The 15,578-nt window shown below is 71.3% G+C and carries 17 protein-coding genes; 8 read left to right on the top strand and 9 right to left on the bottom strand.

What is annotated here, in order from left to right:
* Positions 1 to 257: 257 nt before the first annotated feature.
* The gene (locus FHP29_RS03230) at positions 258 to 512 is read right to left on the bottom strand and encodes a WhiB family transcriptional regulator (protein WP_038678054.1); all 255 of its coding nucleotides are present in this window, start codon (positions 510 to 512) and stop codon (positions 258 to 260) included.
* Positions 513 to 696: 184 nt separating this feature from the next.
* Between FHP29_RS03230 and FHP29_RS03225 the strand changes: the two genes are divergently transcribed.
* A complete protein-coding gene (locus FHP29_RS03225; RefSeq protein WP_139621427.1) occupies positions 697 to 1,119 on the top strand; it encodes a hypothetical protein in 423 nt (140 codons plus the stop codon).
* A gap of 7 nt (positions 1,120 to 1,126) precedes the next feature.
* Here the strand turns inward: FHP29_RS03225 and FHP29_RS03220 are convergent, their stop codons facing one another.
* The 5 genes from FHP29_RS03220 to sodN all read right to left on the bottom strand — a co-directional run bounded on the left by FHP29_RS03220 (position 1,127) and on the right by sodN (position 4,672).
* The gene (locus FHP29_RS03220) at positions 1,127 to 1,945 is read right to left on the bottom strand and encodes an RNA polymerase sigma factor SigF (protein ID WP_139621426.1); all 819 of its coding nucleotides are present in this window, start codon (positions 1,943 to 1,945) and stop codon (positions 1,127 to 1,129) included.
* Positions 1,942 to 2,364 (bottom strand): ATP-binding protein, encoded by a 423-nt coding sequence (locus tag FHP29_RS03215; RefSeq protein ID WP_139621425.1) that lies wholly within the window; start codon positions 2,362 to 2,364, stop codon positions 1,942 to 1,944. The genes FHP29_RS03220 and FHP29_RS03215 overlap by 4 nt, the downstream gene beginning before the upstream one ends.
* A gap of 121 nt (positions 2,365 to 2,485) precedes the next feature.
* Positions 2,486 to 3,049: a hypothetical protein gene (locus tag FHP29_RS03210; protein ID WP_139621424.1), complete on the bottom strand. Its 564-nt coding sequence runs from the start codon at positions 3,047 to 3,049 to the stop codon at positions 2,486 to 2,488.
* Positions 3,050 to 3,249: 200 nt separating this feature from the next.
* Positions 3,250 to 4,035, bottom strand: a complete 786-nt coding sequence (locus FHP29_RS03205) for a hypothetical protein (protein ID WP_139621423.1) — start codon at positions 4,033 to 4,035, stop codon at positions 3,250 to 3,252.
* A gap of 214 nt (positions 4,036 to 4,249) precedes the next feature.
* Positions 4,250 to 4,672 carry a superoxide dismutase, Ni gene (gene sodN / locus FHP29_RS03200; RefSeq protein ID WP_139621422.1) on the bottom strand — a complete coding sequence of 141 codons (423 nt, stop codon included), beginning with the start codon at positions 4,670 to 4,672 and terminating at the stop codon, positions 4,250 to 4,252.
* Positions 4,673 to 4,729: 57 nt separating this feature from the next.
* Here sodN and sodX point away from each other — a divergent pair, with 57 nt between their 5' ends.
* The 4 genes from sodX to FHP29_RS03180 all read left to right on the top strand — a co-directional run bounded on the left by sodX (position 4,730) and on the right by FHP29_RS03180 (position 9,107).
* On the top strand, positions 4,730 to 5,071 hold the full coding sequence (gene sodX, locus FHP29_RS03195; protein ID WP_139621421.1) for a nickel-type superoxide dismutase maturation protease: 342 nt from the start codon (positions 4,730 to 4,732) through the stop codon (positions 5,069 to 5,071).
* Between the two features lie 86 nt (positions 5,072 to 5,157).
* Positions 5,158 to 6,348, top strand: coding sequence for an NAD(P)-dependent malic enzyme (locus tag FHP29_RS03190; protein ID WP_420813382.1), 1,191 nt, complete (start codon positions 5,158 to 5,160; stop codon positions 6,346 to 6,348).
* Positions 6,349 to 6,377: 29 nt separating this feature from the next.
* Entirely contained in the window at positions 6,378 to 7,352 is a 975-nt protein-coding gene (locus tag FHP29_RS03185; protein WP_139621420.1) for a zinc-binding dehydrogenase, read from the top strand.
* A 270-nt stretch (positions 7,353 to 7,622) separates the two neighbouring features.
* Entirely contained in the window at positions 7,623 to 9,107 is a 1,485-nt protein-coding gene (locus tag FHP29_RS03180; protein ID WP_139621419.1) for an MDR family MFS transporter, read from the top strand.
* A 72-nt stretch (positions 9,108 to 9,179) separates the two neighbouring features.
* Here FHP29_RS03180 and FHP29_RS03175 read toward each other — a convergent pair whose 3' ends face one another.
* The gene (locus FHP29_RS03175) at positions 9,180 to 10,268 is read right to left on the bottom strand and encodes an alpha/beta fold hydrolase (protein ID WP_139621418.1); all 1,089 of its coding nucleotides are present in this window, start codon (positions 10,266 to 10,268) and stop codon (positions 9,180 to 9,182) included.
* Between the two features lie 85 nt (positions 10,269 to 10,353).
* Positions 10,354 to 10,980: a TetR family transcriptional regulator gene (locus tag FHP29_RS03170; RefSeq protein ID WP_139621417.1), complete on the bottom strand. Its 627-nt coding sequence runs from the start codon at positions 10,978 to 10,980 to the stop codon at positions 10,354 to 10,356.
* A 126-nt stretch (positions 10,981 to 11,106) separates the two neighbouring features.
* Here FHP29_RS03170 and FHP29_RS03165 point away from each other — a divergent pair, with 126 nt between their 5' ends.
* The 3 genes from FHP29_RS03165 to FHP29_RS03155 all read left to right on the top strand — a co-directional run bounded on the left by FHP29_RS03165 (position 11,107) and on the right by FHP29_RS03155 (position 13,828).
* Complete coding sequence (locus tag FHP29_RS03165; protein WP_205013843.1) at positions 11,107 to 12,288, top strand: ferredoxin reductase; 1,182 nt, start codon at positions 11,107 to 11,109, stop codon at positions 12,286 to 12,288.
* 10 nt (positions 12,289 to 12,298) lie between these two features.
* Entirely contained in the window at positions 12,299 to 13,459 is a 1,161-nt protein-coding gene (locus tag FHP29_RS03160; RefSeq protein ID WP_139621416.1) for a fatty acid desaturase family protein, read from the top strand.
* A 99-nt stretch (positions 13,460 to 13,558) separates the two neighbouring features.
* The gene (locus tag FHP29_RS03155; protein WP_139621415.1) at positions 13,559 to 13,828 is read left to right on the top strand and encodes a hypothetical protein; all 270 of its coding nucleotides are present in this window, start codon (positions 13,559 to 13,561) and stop codon (positions 13,826 to 13,828) included.
* 17 nt (positions 13,829 to 13,845) lie between these two features.
* Here the strand turns inward: FHP29_RS03155 and ptsP are convergent, their stop codons facing one another.
* On the bottom strand, positions 13,846 to 15,510 hold the full coding sequence (ptsP, locus tag FHP29_RS03150; RefSeq protein WP_139621414.1) for a phosphoenolpyruvate--protein phosphotransferase: 1,665 nt from the start codon (positions 15,508 to 15,510) through the stop codon (positions 13,846 to 13,848).
* Between the last annotated feature and the right edge of the window lie 68 nt (positions 15,511 to 15,578).

Genomic DNA, 15,578 nt, shown 5'->3' with positions numbered 1-15,578 from the left:
GTGGGTTGGAGCCCTCGGTTCGTATGACGTTGTCGGTCGGGTCAGCCGCGCGCGCTCGCGCCAATCCACCCCACGGGTCGGTCATCGTGGGAAGCGAGGGCGACGCAGCGGAGGGAGCGAGGGACGAGCGACCGGAGCGGAGGAGCCGAGTCTTTCCGCGAGCCGACAGGGTGGCCGCCAGGCGGAGGCGGGACCTACGAAAGCCAACCGCGTGCGCGGCAGCGCGGCGCGAGGAACGAGCGACGTCGCTCGCGCCATCAAACCGGCGTGCGGACGCGGGCCCGGGCGTTGCGGCGCTTGAGCGCGCGACGCTCGTCCTCGCTCAGGCCTCCCCAGACGCCATGGTCCTGCCCCGCCTCGAGCGCCCACGCGAGGCACTGCTCGCGCACGTCGCAGCGTCGGCACACGGCCTTGGCCTCCTCGATCTGGAGGATGGCAGGTCCGGTGTTGCCGATCGGGAAGAACAGCTCCGGATCCTCGTCGAGGCATGCGGAACGGTGTCGCCAATCCATGGGTGGGGATGCCCTCTTCTTTCGACTGGGGGTGCCCGGGTCCGGGCACGCATGAAGCCGCAATAGTGAACGGCTTCACGATCGCTTCGGCAAGGTTTCCAAGGATTGCCTCGCGAATCAAGCAATTCGGGTGGTTCGTTGGGTCACAACCAGATGCTGGACACCGACCGCCTAGGCTGCGGCGGTGACCGAAGGGCCGACCGAGCACCCGTCCGACCAGCCGAGCGGCTCCTGGGGGAGCAACCCGCCGCCGCTGACCGTAGCGGCCTCGGTGGCCGGCGTCCAGGGTCTGGTGCTGATCCTGCTGTCGGTGCTCGAGGTGGCCAGCGTGTCCTCGGACCGGCTGGGCTTCGGTCTGTCGACGGCGGTCTTCTTCGCGGCGTACGGCGTGGTCCTGGTCGGTGCGGCCTTCGCGCTGGGGCGCCGGCACGGCTGGGCGAGGGGGCCGGTGCTGATCACCCAGCTGATCGTGCTCGGCCTCGCCTGGAACCTGCGGGAGCAGGTCCTCGTCGCCCTCGGCCTGGCTGCGGTGGCCGTGATGGTGGTCGCCGCGATGGTCCATCCCGACACCCTCGCAGCCCTGGAGGACCGGCCCGAGAGCGAGTGAGACCGCCTCAGCTCTCGGCCTCCAGCGACTCGCGGAGCTGGGCGAGGGTCCGGGTGAGCAGCCGCGAGACGTGCATCTGGGAGACGCCGATCTCCTCGGCGATCTGCGACTGGGTCATGTTCTTGAAGAACCGCAGAAGCAGGATCTTCTTCTCCCGCGCCGGCAGGTTCTCCAGCAGCGGCTTGACGGACTCGCGGATCTCGACGTGCTCGAGCGCCTCGTCGTCGACGCCCAGCGCGTCGAGCATGCTCTGGCCGGTGCCGCCGTCGGAGTCGTCGTCACTCGCGTCGAGGGAGAGCGTGGAGTAGGCGTTGCTGGACTCGAGGCCCTCGACGATCTCCTCCACCGAGCAGCCGATCGCCTCGGCGAGCTCGCGCGCCGTGGGGGAGCGGCCGAGCGACTGGGTGAGCTCCGCGGTGCTGGCGCTGATCTGCATCCGCAGCTCCTGGAGCCGTCGCGGCACCCGGATCGCCCAGCCCTTGTCGCGGAAGTAGCGCTTGATCTCGCCGATGATCGTCGGCGTCGCGTACGTCGAGAACTCGACCCCGCGCTCGGTGTCGAAGCGGTCGACGGACTTGATGAGGCCGATGGTGCCGACCTGGACGAGGTCCTCGTAGGGCTCGCCGCGGTTGCGGAAGCGGCGGGCGCAGTGCTCGACGAGGGGAAGGTGCAGGTGCACGAGGGAGTCGCGGGCGACGTCGCGCTCGGCCTGGGAGGCGTGCTCGTCGCGGAGGACGACGAAGAGCTCGGCGCTGCGGCGGCGGGTCAGCTCGACGTTCCTCGGCACTCCGCTCGCACCGCCGCCCCGAGACAGGTCGGTGGTCATGACGCCAGGGACGACCGAACGAGGAGGCGGACCGCGTAGCGCCCGGCGACCGCGTCGATCGCGGCCTCGTCGGCGAGGGTCGCGAGGACCTGCCAGCCGAAGCTCTCGTAGTCGGGGGCGCTCGGCGCCTGCGCGCGGGCGGTGATGGTCAGGGCGAGCGCGTTGCCTGCGAGCTCGAAGCGGCACTCGAGGACCGCGTCCGGGTCGGCCTCGTCGAGCACCATGGCGGCCGCCTCGGAGACCGCGATGCGCAGGTCCTCGATGTCGTCCATCGTGAAGTCGAGCCGCGCGGCGAGGCCGGCGGTGAGCGTGCGCAGGACGGAGGCGTAGGCGCCGTCGGCCGGCAGCCGCAGCTCGACCTCGTCGGGCCGGCCGGCGGCCGTCGTACCGCCGACAGCAGGGCTGCTCGTCTCGGACATGCCGCATCCTCCGGGGTAGGCGTGGGAACCGGGTCGGCACGACCCTACTCCGAGGGCCGGGGCGATGGCCGGACCGGTGGCGGACGGGTTGGGAACGGGCACCGTCCGCCACCGGGAGCGGTCAGTTGCGCAGGTCGCCGAGACCCAGCAGGTCGAGCAGGCCGGCCTGGTCGAGCAGGTCGAGCACGGCCTGGAGGCCGAGGGTCCGCACCAGGTCGCCGAGACCGATGCTGTCGAGCAGGTCGCCGGCGTAGTCGAGCAGGTTGTCCTTGTCGCCGGGGGCCGGGATCGGGGAGACCTGGCCCTGCTGGCAGGACAGGTACGCCGCCGAGGTCGCGGCGACGACGGTGGCGAGCTTGGCCCGGAAGAGCCGGGCCTGGCGGATCTTGGTGCGCTTGTTGGTCAGCTTCTTGTTGAGCTTGACGACCTTGGCCCGCTGGTGGAGGCGCTGGGCCTTCTTGATCCGCTTCTTGAGGTTCTTGATCTTCTTCTTCAGCTTGGCGACCTTGGCGTCGGCGGCCTTGTGCGCTGCCTGGGCGCCCTGGGCGGCGTTCTGCTGGATCGTGCAGCTGGGCGCGGCCTGAGCGGCCACGGCGGGTGCGGACGAGGCCACCGGGGCGGCGGCGAGCGTCAGGCCGAGTGCGACGGCGACGCCGAGGATCATCTTGAGCAGGGCTCGGTGCATGCGGGTGTCTCCCTTGAGCTAGTCCCGGGCGCCGAGGTGTCCCCTCCGCGACGACCGGTGGTGGTACCGGGCGCTTGGGATGCCCGGTTCGCCGGTCACCCTAAGTCCTTTGGTGAGGACTCTCCGGAGTCGGGGTGCGAAACAGGGCCCCGGGACGTTGGTCCCGGGGCCCTGTTCAGAGGTGGTTCAGCTGGTTGCGATCAGCACAGACCCAGGATGCCGCAGAGGATCGGGTCGAGCGGGGTGCCGCCGGGAACGGTCGGCAGGCCGCCCGACGGGACGCCGCCGGCGATCGTGTCGAGGAGCATGTCCACGCCGTCGAGGACCGGGTCGAGGGCGACGACCACGTCGCCCAGGCCGAGGCCGGTCAGGACGCCGCGGAGGGTGTCGACCAGACCGGCAAGCTGAGCCGGGTCCAGGCCGCCCGCGAGGGCGTCGCACAGCGGCTGCGCCTCAGGGAAGGCGTCACAGAGCATCTGGAACGAGGCACCGTCCATGCCCGGCAGACCAGCGAGCGCGTCACAGACCGGCTGCAGCTGCGGGACAGCGTCGCACAGCGCCTGGATCGGGCTCGCCGGGCTCGACGGCAGGGTGGTCGTCACACAGTTGCGGTAGATGGTGATCTTCGTGGCGCTGGTGGCGGCCGCCTGGTCGCGGCGGGCGTTGGCGGCCTTGCGGGCCTTCTTCGCCTTCTTCAGCTTCTTCTTGAGCTTCTTGATCTTCTTGGCCGGCGCGTGGTTCTTCTTGGCCTTCTTGAGCTTCTTCTTGAGCTTCTTGACCTTCTTGTCGGCCGCGACTGCGTTGGCGTTGGCCGCGTTGTAGTCGTTGACCGCCGCCACGGCAGCGCTCTGCGCCGTCGAGCAGGACGTGGTGGCCGCGGGTGCCGCGGGTGCGGCGGGCGTGGCCGACGCGACGGATGCCGTCGTGAAGGTCAGGCCGAGCGCAACCGCAAGGCCGATGAACATCTTGAAAAGGGCGCGATGCATCGCGTCTTCTCCCTCCGGGTGGTGTGGGTTCCCCCCGACCCAAATGCTCCCTGGTCGGCAGGCGATTTCAGTCGGACAAACGATCGGCCCGACGTGCCGTCACGCTAGGTGAAGGTGAAGACTTCTGGGGTGAAAAGCACGGACCGCACGCCCGAAATGGACGTGCGGCCCGAGGCTCTGGGCACTTCGGCCCGGAGTGACTAGTTCTTTCGGATCATGCCTTCTTCGTGGCCCAGAAGATCTCGGCGATCTCGTCGATCTTCGCCAGCAGCTCGTCGGCCTTCGCCGGGTCGAGCGTGCCCTTGGTGCCGGTGGCGCCGGCCAGCTTGGTGGCCTCGTTGACCAGCGTGTGCAGCTGCGGGTAGGCCTCGAAGTGCGGGGGCTTGAAGTAGTCGGTCCACAGCACCCACAGGTGGTGCTTGACGAGCTCCGAGCGCTGCTCCTTGATCAGGATGGCGCGGGTCCGGAAGTCCGGGTCGTCGCTGTCGAGGGCCTTGGCGATGACGGCCTTGATCGACTCGGCCTCGATCCGGGCCTGGGCCGGGTCGTAGACGCCGCAGGGCAGGTCGCAGTGGGCGGAGACCTCGACGGTGGGGGCGAACGCCGTGCCGAGGCGCGCGGTGAGACGGGAGAACATGTGGGTCCTCTCTGATGATCAGTGGGTGGGAACGTGCTGACTGCGACACTACTCGCCATGATCCGCGCGGCAACGGGAGGTCGGGCCCCCCGCAAGAGCACTCCCCGGATCGGGATCGCGGTGGTCCGCGGCGACTCGATGCGCCCCACCCTGCGCCCGCGCGACCGCCTCCTGGTGGTGTACGGCGCCCGCGTGCGGCCCGGTCGCATCGTGGTGGCGCGCTTCGCCGACGGCACCCTGGTGGTCAAGCGCGTCGCCGAGCGGCGAGGGAGCGGATGGTGGCTGCGCGGCGACAACCCGCACGAGGGCGTGGACTCCCGGCACCGGGGGCCTGTGCCGGACACGGAGGTCGCGGGCGTCGTACGGGCCCGGGTGTGGCCGCGGCCGCGGCCCCTGTGACTCGTTCCGGCCGCTTCGGGGCCGACGAGTCGGATCCGTGGGCGGACACCCGGTCGGGGCCGGGAGACGGTGTGAAAGGATGGACGATCGTGGCTGACGTCGTTCCCTCCTCCCACCCGCGCGCGGGTGAGCCGGTCTTCGATCTGCACCTCGGCGGGAAGATGGAGACCGTACCCACGGCCGACGTCAGCACCCGCGACCAGCTGTCGCTGGCCTACACCCCCGGAGTGGCGGAGGTGTGCGAGGCGATCGCCGCCGATCCCGCGCTGACCCGGCACTACACATGGGTCCCGAACACCGTCGCGATCGTCACCGACGGCACCGCGGTGCTGGGGCTCGGCGACATCGGCCCCGCCGCCGCCATGCCGGTGATGGAGGGCAAGGCCGTCCTGTTCAAGCAGTTCGGCGGCGTCGACGGCATCCCGATCTGCCTGGCGACCACGGACGTCGAGGAGATCATCGAGACCGTCGTCCGGCTCGCGCCGAGCTTCGGCGGGATCAACCTGGAGGACATCTCCGCGCCGCGCTGCTTCGAGATCGAGGACCGCCTCAAGGAGGCCCTCGACATCCCCGTCTTCCACGACGACCAGCACGGCACGGCCGTGGTGACCCTGGCCGCCCTGGTCAACGCGCTCAAGCTCACCGGGCGCTCCGCCGAGTCGACGCGGGTGGTCATCTCCGGCGCCGGCGCGGCAGGTGTGGCGATCGCGAAGATCCTGCTCGCCGCCGGCGTCAAGGACATCGCGGTCACCGACCGCAAGGGCGTCGTGAGCTCCGACCGCACCGACCTGACCTCCTCCAAGAAGGCGCTCGCCGAGCTCACCGCGGACCGCTGCGGTCGCCGCGGCACGCTCGCGGAGGCGTTCGAGGGCGCCGACGTCTACATCGGCGTCTCGGGCGGCACCGTGCCCGAGGAGGTCGTGGCCACCATGGCCGACGACGCGATCATCTTCGCGATGGCCAACCCGAACCCGGAGGTGCACCCCGACGTGGCGCACCGGCATGCCCGCGTCGTCGCGACCGGCCGCTCGGACTTCCCCAACCAGATCAACAACGTGCTCGCCTTCCCGGGCATCTTCCGGGGTGCGTTCGACGTCCACGCCAGTGCGATCACCGAGGGCATGAAGGTCGCCGCCGCCGACGCGCTCGCCGCGCTCGTGGGCGACGACCTGGCCGAGGACCTGGTCATCCCGTCGCCGTTCGACCCGCGGGTCGGCCCCGCGGTGGCGGCCGCTGTGGCGGACGCCGCACGACGAGACGGCGTCGCTCGGATCTGATCGACCTCCGGCTTCGGTAGCGTCGGGGCATGTTCGCCGTCTACGCCGACTCCTTCGCCAGCTCCGCCGACGATCCGCTGACCGGCCTCGTGCTCGGGGAGCGCCCCGACCCGGTCGCCCCCGACGGGTGGACCACGGTGAGCGTCAAGGCGGCCTCGCTCAACCACCACGACCTCTGGTCGCTGCGCGGGGTGGGCCTCAAGGCCGAGGCGCTGCCGATGATCCTGGGCTGCGACGCCGCCGGCTACGACGAGGACGGCAACGAGGTGGTCGTCCACGCGGTCGTCTCCGACCCGGACTGGACCGGCGACGAGACCCTCGACCCGCGTCGCTCGCTGCTCTCGGAGCGGCACCAGGGAACCTTCGCCGACAAGGTCGTCGTCCCGCGGCGCAACATCGTCCCCAAGCCGGCCTCGATGTCCTTCGAGGAGGCCGCCTGCCTGCCGACGGCCTGGCTGACGGCGTACCGCATGCTGTTCACCCAGGGCGGGTTGAAGGCCGGGGACACGGTGCTGGTCCAGGGCGCCGGTGGCGGCGTCGCCACCGCCCTCATCGCGCTCGCCCGCGCGGGCGGCCTGCGGGTGCTCGCGACGAGCCGCGACGAGGCCAAGCGGGCCAAGGCCCTCGAGCTCGGCGCCCACGAGGTGTTCGAGTCCGGCGCCCGACTCCCGGTCAAGGTCGACGCGGTGATGGAGACCGTCGGCCGCGCGACCTGGTCGCACTCGATCCGCGCGCTGCGTCCCGGCGGCCGGATCGTCATCTCCGGCACCACCTCCGGCCCGAACCTGGACGACGCCGAGCTGACCCGGATCTTCTTCCTCCAGCTCAGCGTCATCGGCTCGACCATGGGCACGCGCGGCGAGCTGGCGGCGCTGGTCAACCTCCTCGACAGCACCGGTCTGCGCCCGGTCGTCGACCGCGTCCTGCCCATGACCGAGGCCCGCGAGGGGTTCGCCGCCATGGCGTCCGGCGACGTGTTCGGCAAGGTCGTCTTCACTCGCTGACCCGGCGGGAGCTTCTTCGTCCCGGTGAGTCTCCTGTGACGGGTGGGACTTGGTGAACCCCATTTAACAATTGGCGGGAATGAGTGTCGGTGCAGGAGGATTGACTCCTGACAGCGCCCGATCGCGGGGACCGATGAATCTCGCCGGTCCGCCGTGTCGAAAAGGCGAGGACCGGTTCGTCGTACAGGTGAAGCGACGGCCAGCCCGACCCGCCCGGCGTGACGGGGTCGGCCACCGCCAGACCCTGCCAACCAACCGATAGGACCTGCCATGACCGCGCCCTCCGGATCCGCCGAGACCGGCGACATCGCCGACCTCGAGCAGGAGTTCACGGGTGTCCCGGCGACCCCGGGGCGGACTCCGCTCGTCATCAAGCTTCTGGTCGCGGCGACGTTCGTCGTGATCCTCAACGAGACCATCATGGTCAACGCCATCCCGCGGCTGATGGCCGACTTCGCGATCACCTCGACGACCGCCCAGTGGGCCCTGACGGTGTTCATGCTGACGATGGCGGCCGTGATCCCGGTCACCGGTTGGTTCCTGCAGCGCGTCACCACCCGCGCGGCGTACGCCACCGCGATGGCGACCTTCAGCGCCGGCACCCTGATCGCCGCCGTCGCGCCGACCTTCGAGGTCCTGCTGGTCGGGCGCGTCGTCCAAGCCGGCGGTACGGCGGTCATGATGCCGCTGCTCATGACCACCCTGATGACGGTCGTCTCCCCGGCGGACCGGGGTCGCGTGATGGGCCAGGTCACCCTCGCCATGTCGTGCGCGCCGGCGCTCGGGCCCGCCGTCTCGGGCATCCTGCTCGACCTCGGTACCTGGCGACTGATCTTCTTCACCGTCCTGCCGATCGCGCTGCTCGTCGGCTTCTTCGGCTTCCGGCAGCTGCCCAACGTGGGGGAGACCAACCGCAGCCCGATCAGCTGGGTCAGCGTGCTGCTCGCCGCGGGCGGCTTCAGCCTGTTCGTCTACGGCCTGAGCAAGGTCGGGAACGCCGAGTGGCCCGAGCCGGCGCTGCTGATCGGCTCCGGCGTGGTCCTCATCGCCCTGTTCGCCGGCTTCCAGCTGCGCCTGCAGCGCTCGGACCGCCCGCTGCTCGACCTGCGCACGCTGCTGCACCGCAACTACACGGTCTCGCTGGTGCTGATGGCCGCCGGGTTCATGGCCTTCCTCGGCTCGATGATCCTGCTGCCGCTCTACCTGCAGGACCTGCGCGGTCTCTCCGAGCTGCAGACCGGCCTGCTCGTGATGCCCGGCGGCCTGGCGATGGGCCTGCTCGGCCCGCAGGTCGGGAAGGTGTTCGACCGGATCGGCGCCCGCCCGCTCGTCATCCCGGGCTCGGTCGCGATGGTCGCGCTGCTGTTCGGCATGAGCCGGATCGGCGTGGAGACGCCGTACGCCCTCATCCTGGCGCTGCACGTCGCGCTCATGGTCAGCCTGGCCATGATCTTCACGCCGGTCTTCACCATCGGACTGGGCGACCTGCCGCCGCAGCTCTACTCGCACGGCAGCTCGCTGCTCGGCACGCTCCAGCAGGTCTCCGGGGCGATCGGAACCGCACTGCTGGTCGTCATCATGACCAACCGGACCGAGAGCCTGGCCACGTCCGGCGAGCACCCCATCGACGCGTTCATGGGCGGCCTGCAGTGGGCTTTCTTCGCTGGCGCGGTCATCGGCGTCGTGGTGATCGCCATGTCGCTGCTCCTGCCGGCCAAGGCGGACCTGCCCGAGGGTGCCCACGGCGGGCACTGATCCGGGTGTGCAGGAATCGCCGGTCGACCGGCGATTCCTGCACCTGTCGGGCGTTGCGACGCCCGACAGGTGTCAGGAGCGGTCGCCCAGTGCGGCGTGGTCCTGGCCGAGGAAGGCGTCCAGCAGGGGCCAGCTGACTTCGGCGGCGCGCGGCCCGGCGACCAGGCCGAGGTGGCTCAGGCCGTCGGCAGCGGCGTAGCGAGCGCCGGGGACGACGTCGACGCCGGCCCGGACGGCGGGCTCGTTCGCGATGGTGTCGGTGTCGCTGCCGACGAACAGCACGGACGTGCGCACGTCGGCGAGGCGGACCGCACGCTTGCGGCTCAGGTGCACGACGCCGGAGGCCAGCTCGTTGCGGACCATCAGCCGGGTGTGGATCTGGTGGTAGGCGCGGCCCGGGTAGCCCGGCATCTCGCCGATGAAGTCGTCCACGGCGCCGGTGCGGGCGAGGGCCTCGGTGTCGAGGATGTTCTTGGCCAGGTGGACGGCCTTGGTCAGCTCGCGCCTCGGCGCCATCGCGCGGTAGCTGGCACGGACCAGGTGCCGGGGGACGCCGCCCAGGGCCGCGGTCGGAGCGGTCACCGCGCGGGTGCCGAGCAGGCGGTCGGCGACCACGAGGGGTTGCACCGCCGGGATCCGCGTGTAGTCGATCGGGGTCCCGAAGGCGGTCAGGGACGCGATCGGCAGCGTGGGGTGGGCCGCGGCGGCCAGCAGGGCCAAGGTGCCGCCGAGCGACCAGCCGACGAGGTCGACCCCGTCCGCCTCCTCCCCGCCCGCGGCGTGGTCGGCGAGCACGGCGTGGATGGCGGTCGGGAGGATGTCGTCCACCCACGTCTCGAATCCCATGGCGCGGTCGGCGAAGGTGATCCGCCCGTAGTCGACGAGGTACGCCGCCCGGCCGGCGTCGAGCAGGTGGGCGGCCAGGCTCTGGCCGGGCCGCAGGTCGAAGCAGCGCGCCGACACCGCCAGCGGCGGCACCAGCAGCACCGGGCGCGGCGCCGGGGCGGTCGTCGACCGGTCGAACCGGACGAGCCGCCGGTGCGGAGCGTCGGAGAGCACCGCGGCCGGCAGTCCGTCGTACTGCTCGACGCCCTCGCCGAGGGGCGAGATCGCCCAGGCGTTGCGGGCAGCGGTGCTCAGGAGGTCTGCGGTGATCGGCACCGCGTCATGCTCGCGGCCGGGAGGACCGGTCGTCCACCGAACGTGACGAGCGTGACGGCCGCCGGGTCGGGACCGAGCTCCCACCTCACCCGGTCTGCGAGCGCCAGTTGCTGGCGCCGACCAGCATCATCCGCAGCTGGATCCGGGCGGTGTCGGCGACGCGCTGCTCGGCGGGGGAGCCGGTCGGCGTGCCGAGCAGGCGCTCGGCGGTCGTGACCATCGCGCCGACGATGAGCTCGGACAGCACCTGCAGGTCCTGCTCGCTCCATGTCGCGGTGCCGGGCAGGTGGGCGAGGTCCGTGGCGAGCTCGCGCTCGGCGAGCTCGATGCCCCGCGCGATCGCCTCCCGCACCGTGGGCGGGCCCGCGAACCGCTCGCGGGCGATGAAGGCGTAGTGGGCGTGGTCGTGGCGCACCTGCTCGACGAGCACCGCCACGGAGCCGTCGATGATCTCGCCGGTGTCGGTGCCGGCGGTACGCCGCAGCTCGCGCAGCAGCGCGCGCAGGGTGTCGAGCGACTCCTCCACCAGCGCGAGCCCGAGGTCCTCGATCGAGGGGAAGTGCCGGTAGAACGCGGTGGGCACGATGCCCACCTCCTTGGCCACCTGGCGCAGGGAGAGGGCGACCAGCGTGGAGCTCGCCGAGAGGTCCAGCGCGGCGTCGAGGATGGCGCGTCGGGTGCGCTCCTTCTGTGCCACGCGGCTCACCGTCATGGACCCACCCTACCGTCAGTGAACATGTGTGCACTGTCACGGTCCGGAGGCGTTGACCCGCGCGCAACCACGCGTCAGAGTTTCGGTGTACGGACGTACACCCAATCTTCCACCGAAGGAGGCGCGATGACCGCGCTCATCTCCGACCCGGCGGCCCCTTCCCTCCGCCCCCGCCGCGCTCTGCGCACCGCTGGCGCCGCTCCCCTCGGGATGCTGCTGCGCTCGCGGCTCGTGGGCGCCCTGGCCAGCCCGCACGGCGTCGACAGCTATCTCGAGCGGTTCAACCCGATGTGGGCGGCCCACGACGTGCGCGCCCGGATCGTCTCGATCCGGCGCGAGACCGACGGCGAGGCACCGGTCGCCACCCTCACCCTGCAGCCCACCGCCACCTGGCGCGGCCACCGTGCCGGACAGCACGTCCTGGTCGGCGTCGAACTCCCGGGCTCGGCGAAGAGGCACACCCGCGCGTTCTCGATCTCCTCGGCCGCCTCGGGCCCGGGCGAGCCGATCACGCTCACCGTGCGCGCCCACGACGAGGGCCAGGTGTCGTCGTACCTCGTCCGTCACGCCGCGGCGGGCGAGATCGTCCACCTGAGCCAGGCGCAGGGCGAGTTCACGCTCATCGAGAGCCCCGCCACGCCGACCATCAGCAGGCTGGTCTTCATCACCGGCGGCTCGGGCATCACCCCCGCCATGTCGATGGTGCGCACCCTGCTGCGCGACGGGTATCACCGCGACGGGGTCGCCCACGCCGGACGCAAGGTCACCTTCCTGCACTTCGCGCGGAGCCCCGAGGACCAGATCTTCGCCGACGAGCTCGCCGCGATCGCCGAGGCCGACAACGGCATCGACGTGCACCTGCGCTACGGCGACCAGCTCTTCAGCGAGTTCGAGCTGCGCCGCCTCGTGCCCGACTACCAGGACACCGACACCTGGCTCTGCGGGCCTCCGGGCCTCGTGGAGCTGGTCAAGGCGGCGTACGACGGCTCGACCCGCCTGCAGATGGAGTTCTTCAAGCCGGCGGTGGCCCGTGCCGCCCGACCCGGCGAGGAGATCGAGGGCGACGTCTCGTTCACCCGTGCGGGAAGGACCGTCGCCGCGTCCGGCGCCAGCCTGCTCGAGCAGGCCGAGGAGCTCGGCTTGAAGCCGGAGTTCGGCTGCCGGATGGGCATCTGCTTCTCCTGCACGCGCACCAAGACCGCGGGCACCGTCCGCAACATCCTGACCGGCGAGGAGTCCGCACTGCCGGACGAGGAGGTCCGCATCTGCGTGACCGCCGCCGCCGGCGACTGCCACATCGACCTCTGAGGAGACTGTGATGACTGCACTGATCGACGAGACGACCACCGACCCGGGCGTGGACGAGAAGTACCACGGCCTGACCCACGAGGAGATCGACCGGCTCGGCGCCGAGCTCGACGCCCTCCGCCTGCGCATCATCGCCGACCTCGGCGAGCCGGACGCTGCGTACCTGCGCAAGGTCGTCAAGGCCCAGCGCTCCTTCGAGATCGCCGGCCGCGCGCTGTTCTACCTGCCCGTGATCGGCTGGGTGCCCGCCGTCGCCGCCCTCTCCGTGTCGAAGATCCTCGACAACATGGAGATCGGCCACAACGTGATGCACGGCCAGTACGACTGGATGGGCGACCCGACGTTCAACTCCCGGATGTTCGACTGGGACACGATGGCGCCGGCCGAGAACTGGAAGTACGGCCACAACTACATGCACCACACGTACACCAACGTGGTGGGCAAGGACCGCGACGTGGGCTACGGCATCCTGCGGATGGACCCCGAGCAGAAGTGGAACCCCTACTACCTCGGCAACCCGCTGTGGGCGTTCCTGCTGATGACCTTCTTCGAGTGGGGCGTGGCCGTCCACGACCTCGAGGCCGAGGAGGTCATCGCCGGACGACGCCCGCTCTTCGGCGGCGAGAACGCTCCCGTCTGGCGCCGGATCCGCAAGAAGATGGGCAAGCAGATCCTCAAGGACTACGTGCTCTTCCCGGCGCTGACCGGCCCGCTCTTCCTGAGCACCCTGGCCGGCAACGCGGTGGCCAACCTGGTCCGCAACATCTGGACCTTCAACATCATCTTCTGCGGCCACTTCCCGGCCGGCGTGGCGACCTTCACGCTCGAGGAGACCGAGAACGAGACCCGCGGCCAGTGGTACCTGCGCCAGATGCTCGGCTCGGCCAACATCACCGGCAGCACGCTGATGCACGTGATGAGCGGCAACCTGTCGCACCAGATCGAGCACCACCTGTTCCCCGACATCCCGGCCCGCCGCTACCCGGAGATGGCCGTCGAGGTCCAGGAGATCTGCGAGCGCTACGGGCTGCCCTACAACAAGGGCCCGCTGCACAAGCAGCTGTTCAGCGTGTTCCGCAAGATCGTGCGTCTCTCGTTCCCGGGCGGTACGACGAAGGCCGCGCCCGTGCGTGGCCCGCAGGCCGTGACCGAGGACTCGTTGGCAGCGTGAGCCGCCTCGCGGGAGACTGGACACCATGACCTCACCCCACGAAGTCCTCCGCTTCCCCCGCTTCGCTCCTCCGGCGAACAACGTCGCGGGGACCCCGAGATGACGGGACGCGACGAGCTGAGCCGGGCCGAGATCACCAAGGACGCCCTGCAGGCCGGCGCCGAGGCCGCCGCCCACACGGTGGGCGAGGTCGCGACCATCCTGACCAGGGCGGTCGGTGACGTGGCGACGGCGGTGGGTGGGCTGGCGACGGAGATCTTCGCGATCCGCGACTCCTCACGGCGCGCGCTCGCCGATCACGGGCGCGACCAGGCTCCGGTGCTCGACGCCGACGCCGACGCCGACGCACCGGAGCTCCGTCAGGACTGACGGGTCGATCAGGTCGATCACACGGAACGAGCGGCCTCGCGGGCGGCAGCAGGACTGGCCGCCTCGAGAGCCGCTCGTGCCATCTCCCGGCACTGCTCCGAGGTGGCGGTCGCGAGCCGCGCGCCGACAGGCCGCACCGCGGCGGAGGCCATCGACAGCGACGTGATGCCGAGGCCGACCAGCACGCACGCGAGCAGTGGATCGGCAGCCGCCTCGCCGCACACGCCCACGGGCTTGCCCGCCCGCTCGCCCGCGGCCGCGGTCATGGCGATCAGCTGGAGCACCGCCGGCTGCCACGGGTCGGTGAGGTGCGCGAGGTCGGAGCACAGCCGGTCGGCGGCCATCGTGTACTGCGTCAGGTCGTTGGTGCCGATCGAGAGGAAGTCCACCTCGGCGAGGATCCGGTCGGCCAGCAGCGCCGCGCTGGGCACCTCGACCATCACCCCGGGCACGAGGCCCCGGTCGCGGACCGCGCCGGCGAAGTCGCGCGCCTCCTCGACCGTGGCGACCATCGGAGCCATCACCCAGGTGGGCGTGCCGCTGGCGTGAGCCGCCGCGGCGATCGCGTCGAGCTGGCGGTCCAGCAGGCCGTGGTCGGTGAACGACAGCCGAAGTCCCCGGACGCCGAGCGCCGGGTTCTCCTCGTCGGGATGGGTCGCGAACGCGATCGGCTTGTCGGACCCGGCGTCGAGGGTGCGCACCACCACGTGCCGGTCGCCGCCGGCGAACGGCTCCAGCACGCCGGCGTACACGGCGGTCTGCTCCTCGACGGTGGGCTCGGTCTCGCGGTCGAGGAAGCTGAGCTCGGTCCGGAACAGCCCGACCCCGCTCACCGGCCCCTGGGCGGCGGTCTCGGCGGAGGCCGCGTCGGCGACGTTGGCGAGCAGCTTGACCGCGTGACCGTCGGCGGTGCGGCCCGGACCCTCCCAGTGCGCGAGCGCCTCCCGCTCGCGCGCGTCAGCGGAGACCCGCTCGGCGGCCAGCGCGGGGTCCGGATCGAGCTCGACGCTGCCGGTGGCGCCGTCGACGAGGAGAGCGTGGCCGGCGGCCGCCGCCACCACGCCGGCGGCGCCGACCACGCAGGGGATGCCGAGCTGGCGCGCGATGATCGCGGTGTGGCTCGTCGGCCCGCCCCGCTCGGTCACCAGCGCGAGCACCAGGGCCGGGTCGAGGCCGGCGGTGTCGGCGGGGGCGAGATCGGTGGCGACCAGCACCACCGGCTCCTCCGGCAGGGTGACGCCCGGCTCGGGCTCGCCGACCAGTCGGGCCACGACGCGGGTGCGGATGTCGCGCAGGTCGGTGACCCGCTCGGCCATCAGTCCGCCCATGCCGGTGAAGACGGTCACGAACTGCTCGACAGCGCGGTCGACCGCGCTCAGCAGCGGCTCGCCGGCGCGCAGGTTCTTGCGCACCGCGGAGCGCAGGCCGCGGTCGGTGGCCAGGCCCGCGCTCGCGGTGAGCACGCCCGAGGTGGCGCCGTCGGCGGCAGCGGCCTTGCGGCGGAAGCCCTCCGCGACGGCCTCGGCGGCCGCGTCGTACGCCGCGAGGGCCGCCTCCTCGTCGAGGTGGCTGCCGTCGCCGTACCGCGCGAGGGCGTCGGGGGAGACGTCGGAGACGGTGATCTGTGCGGGGCCGTGGGCGAGGCCGGGGACGACCGGGGTGCCGTGGATCGTGGTGACCATGGTCACACGCTAGACCGCCCACCCCTTGACAAGCAACAGAAACGGGCATAAAACAACATAAACACAGA

Origin of the sequence: Nocardioides albidus (genome assembly GCF_006335005.1) — a bacterium.
GTDB lineage: Bacteria > Actinomycetota > Actinomycetes > Propionibacteriales > Nocardioidaceae > Nocardioides > Nocardioides albidus.
Note: the sequence above shows the minus strand (reverse complement) of the source record. Positions and strands in the feature narration are given on the sequence as shown.

Coding starts and splice junctions, on each gene's coding strand:
- FHP29_RS03160 (WP_139621416.1), top strand. CDS start 12,299: ATGACTGCACTGATCGACGAGACGACCACCGACCCGGGCGTGGACGAG.
- FHP29_RS03155 (WP_139621415.1), top strand. CDS start 13,559: ATGACGGGACGCGACGAGCTGAGCCGGGCCGAGATCACCAAGGACGCC.
- FHP29_RS03185 (WP_139621420.1), top strand. CDS start 6,378: ATGTTCGCCGTCTACGCCGACTCCTTCGCCAGCTCCGCCGACGATCCG.
- FHP29_RS03230 (WP_038678054.1), bottom strand. CDS start 512: ATGGATTGGCGACACCGTTCCGCATGCCTCGACGAGGATCCGGAGCTG.
- ptsP (WP_139621414.1), bottom strand. CDS start 15,510: ATGGTCACCACGATCCACGGCACCCCGGTCGTCCCCGGCCTCGCCCAC.
- FHP29_RS03215 (WP_139621425.1), bottom strand. CDS start 2,364: ATGTCCGAGACGAGCAGCCCTGCTGTCGGCGGTACGACGGCCGCCGGC.
- sodX (WP_139621421.1), top strand. CDS start 4,730: ATGATCCGCGCGGCAACGGGAGGTCGGGCCCCCCGCAAGAGCACTCCC.
- FHP29_RS03205 (WP_139621423.1), bottom strand. CDS start 4,035: ATGCATCGCGCCCTTTTCAAGATGTTCATCGGCCTTGCGGTTGCGCTC.
- sodN (WP_139621422.1), bottom strand. CDS start 4,672: ATGTTCTCCCGTCTCACCGCGCGCCTCGGCACGGCGTTCGCCCCCACC.
- FHP29_RS03180 (WP_139621419.1), top strand. CDS start 7,623: ATGACCGCGCCCTCCGGATCCGCCGAGACCGGCGACATCGCCGACCTC.
- FHP29_RS03165 (WP_205013843.1), top strand. CDS start 11,107: ATGACCGCGCTCATCTCCGACCCGGCGGCCCCTTCCCTCCGCCCCCGC.
- FHP29_RS03220 (WP_139621426.1), bottom strand. CDS start 1,945: ATGACCACCGACCTGTCTCGGGGCGGCGGTGCGAGCGGAGTGCCGAGG.
- FHP29_RS03210 (WP_139621424.1), bottom strand. CDS start 3,049: ATGCACCGAGCCCTGCTCAAGATGATCCTCGGCGTCGCCGTCGCACTC.
- FHP29_RS03170 (WP_139621417.1), bottom strand. CDS start 10,980: ATGACGGTGAGCCGCGTGGCACAGAAGGAGCGCACCCGACGCGCCATC.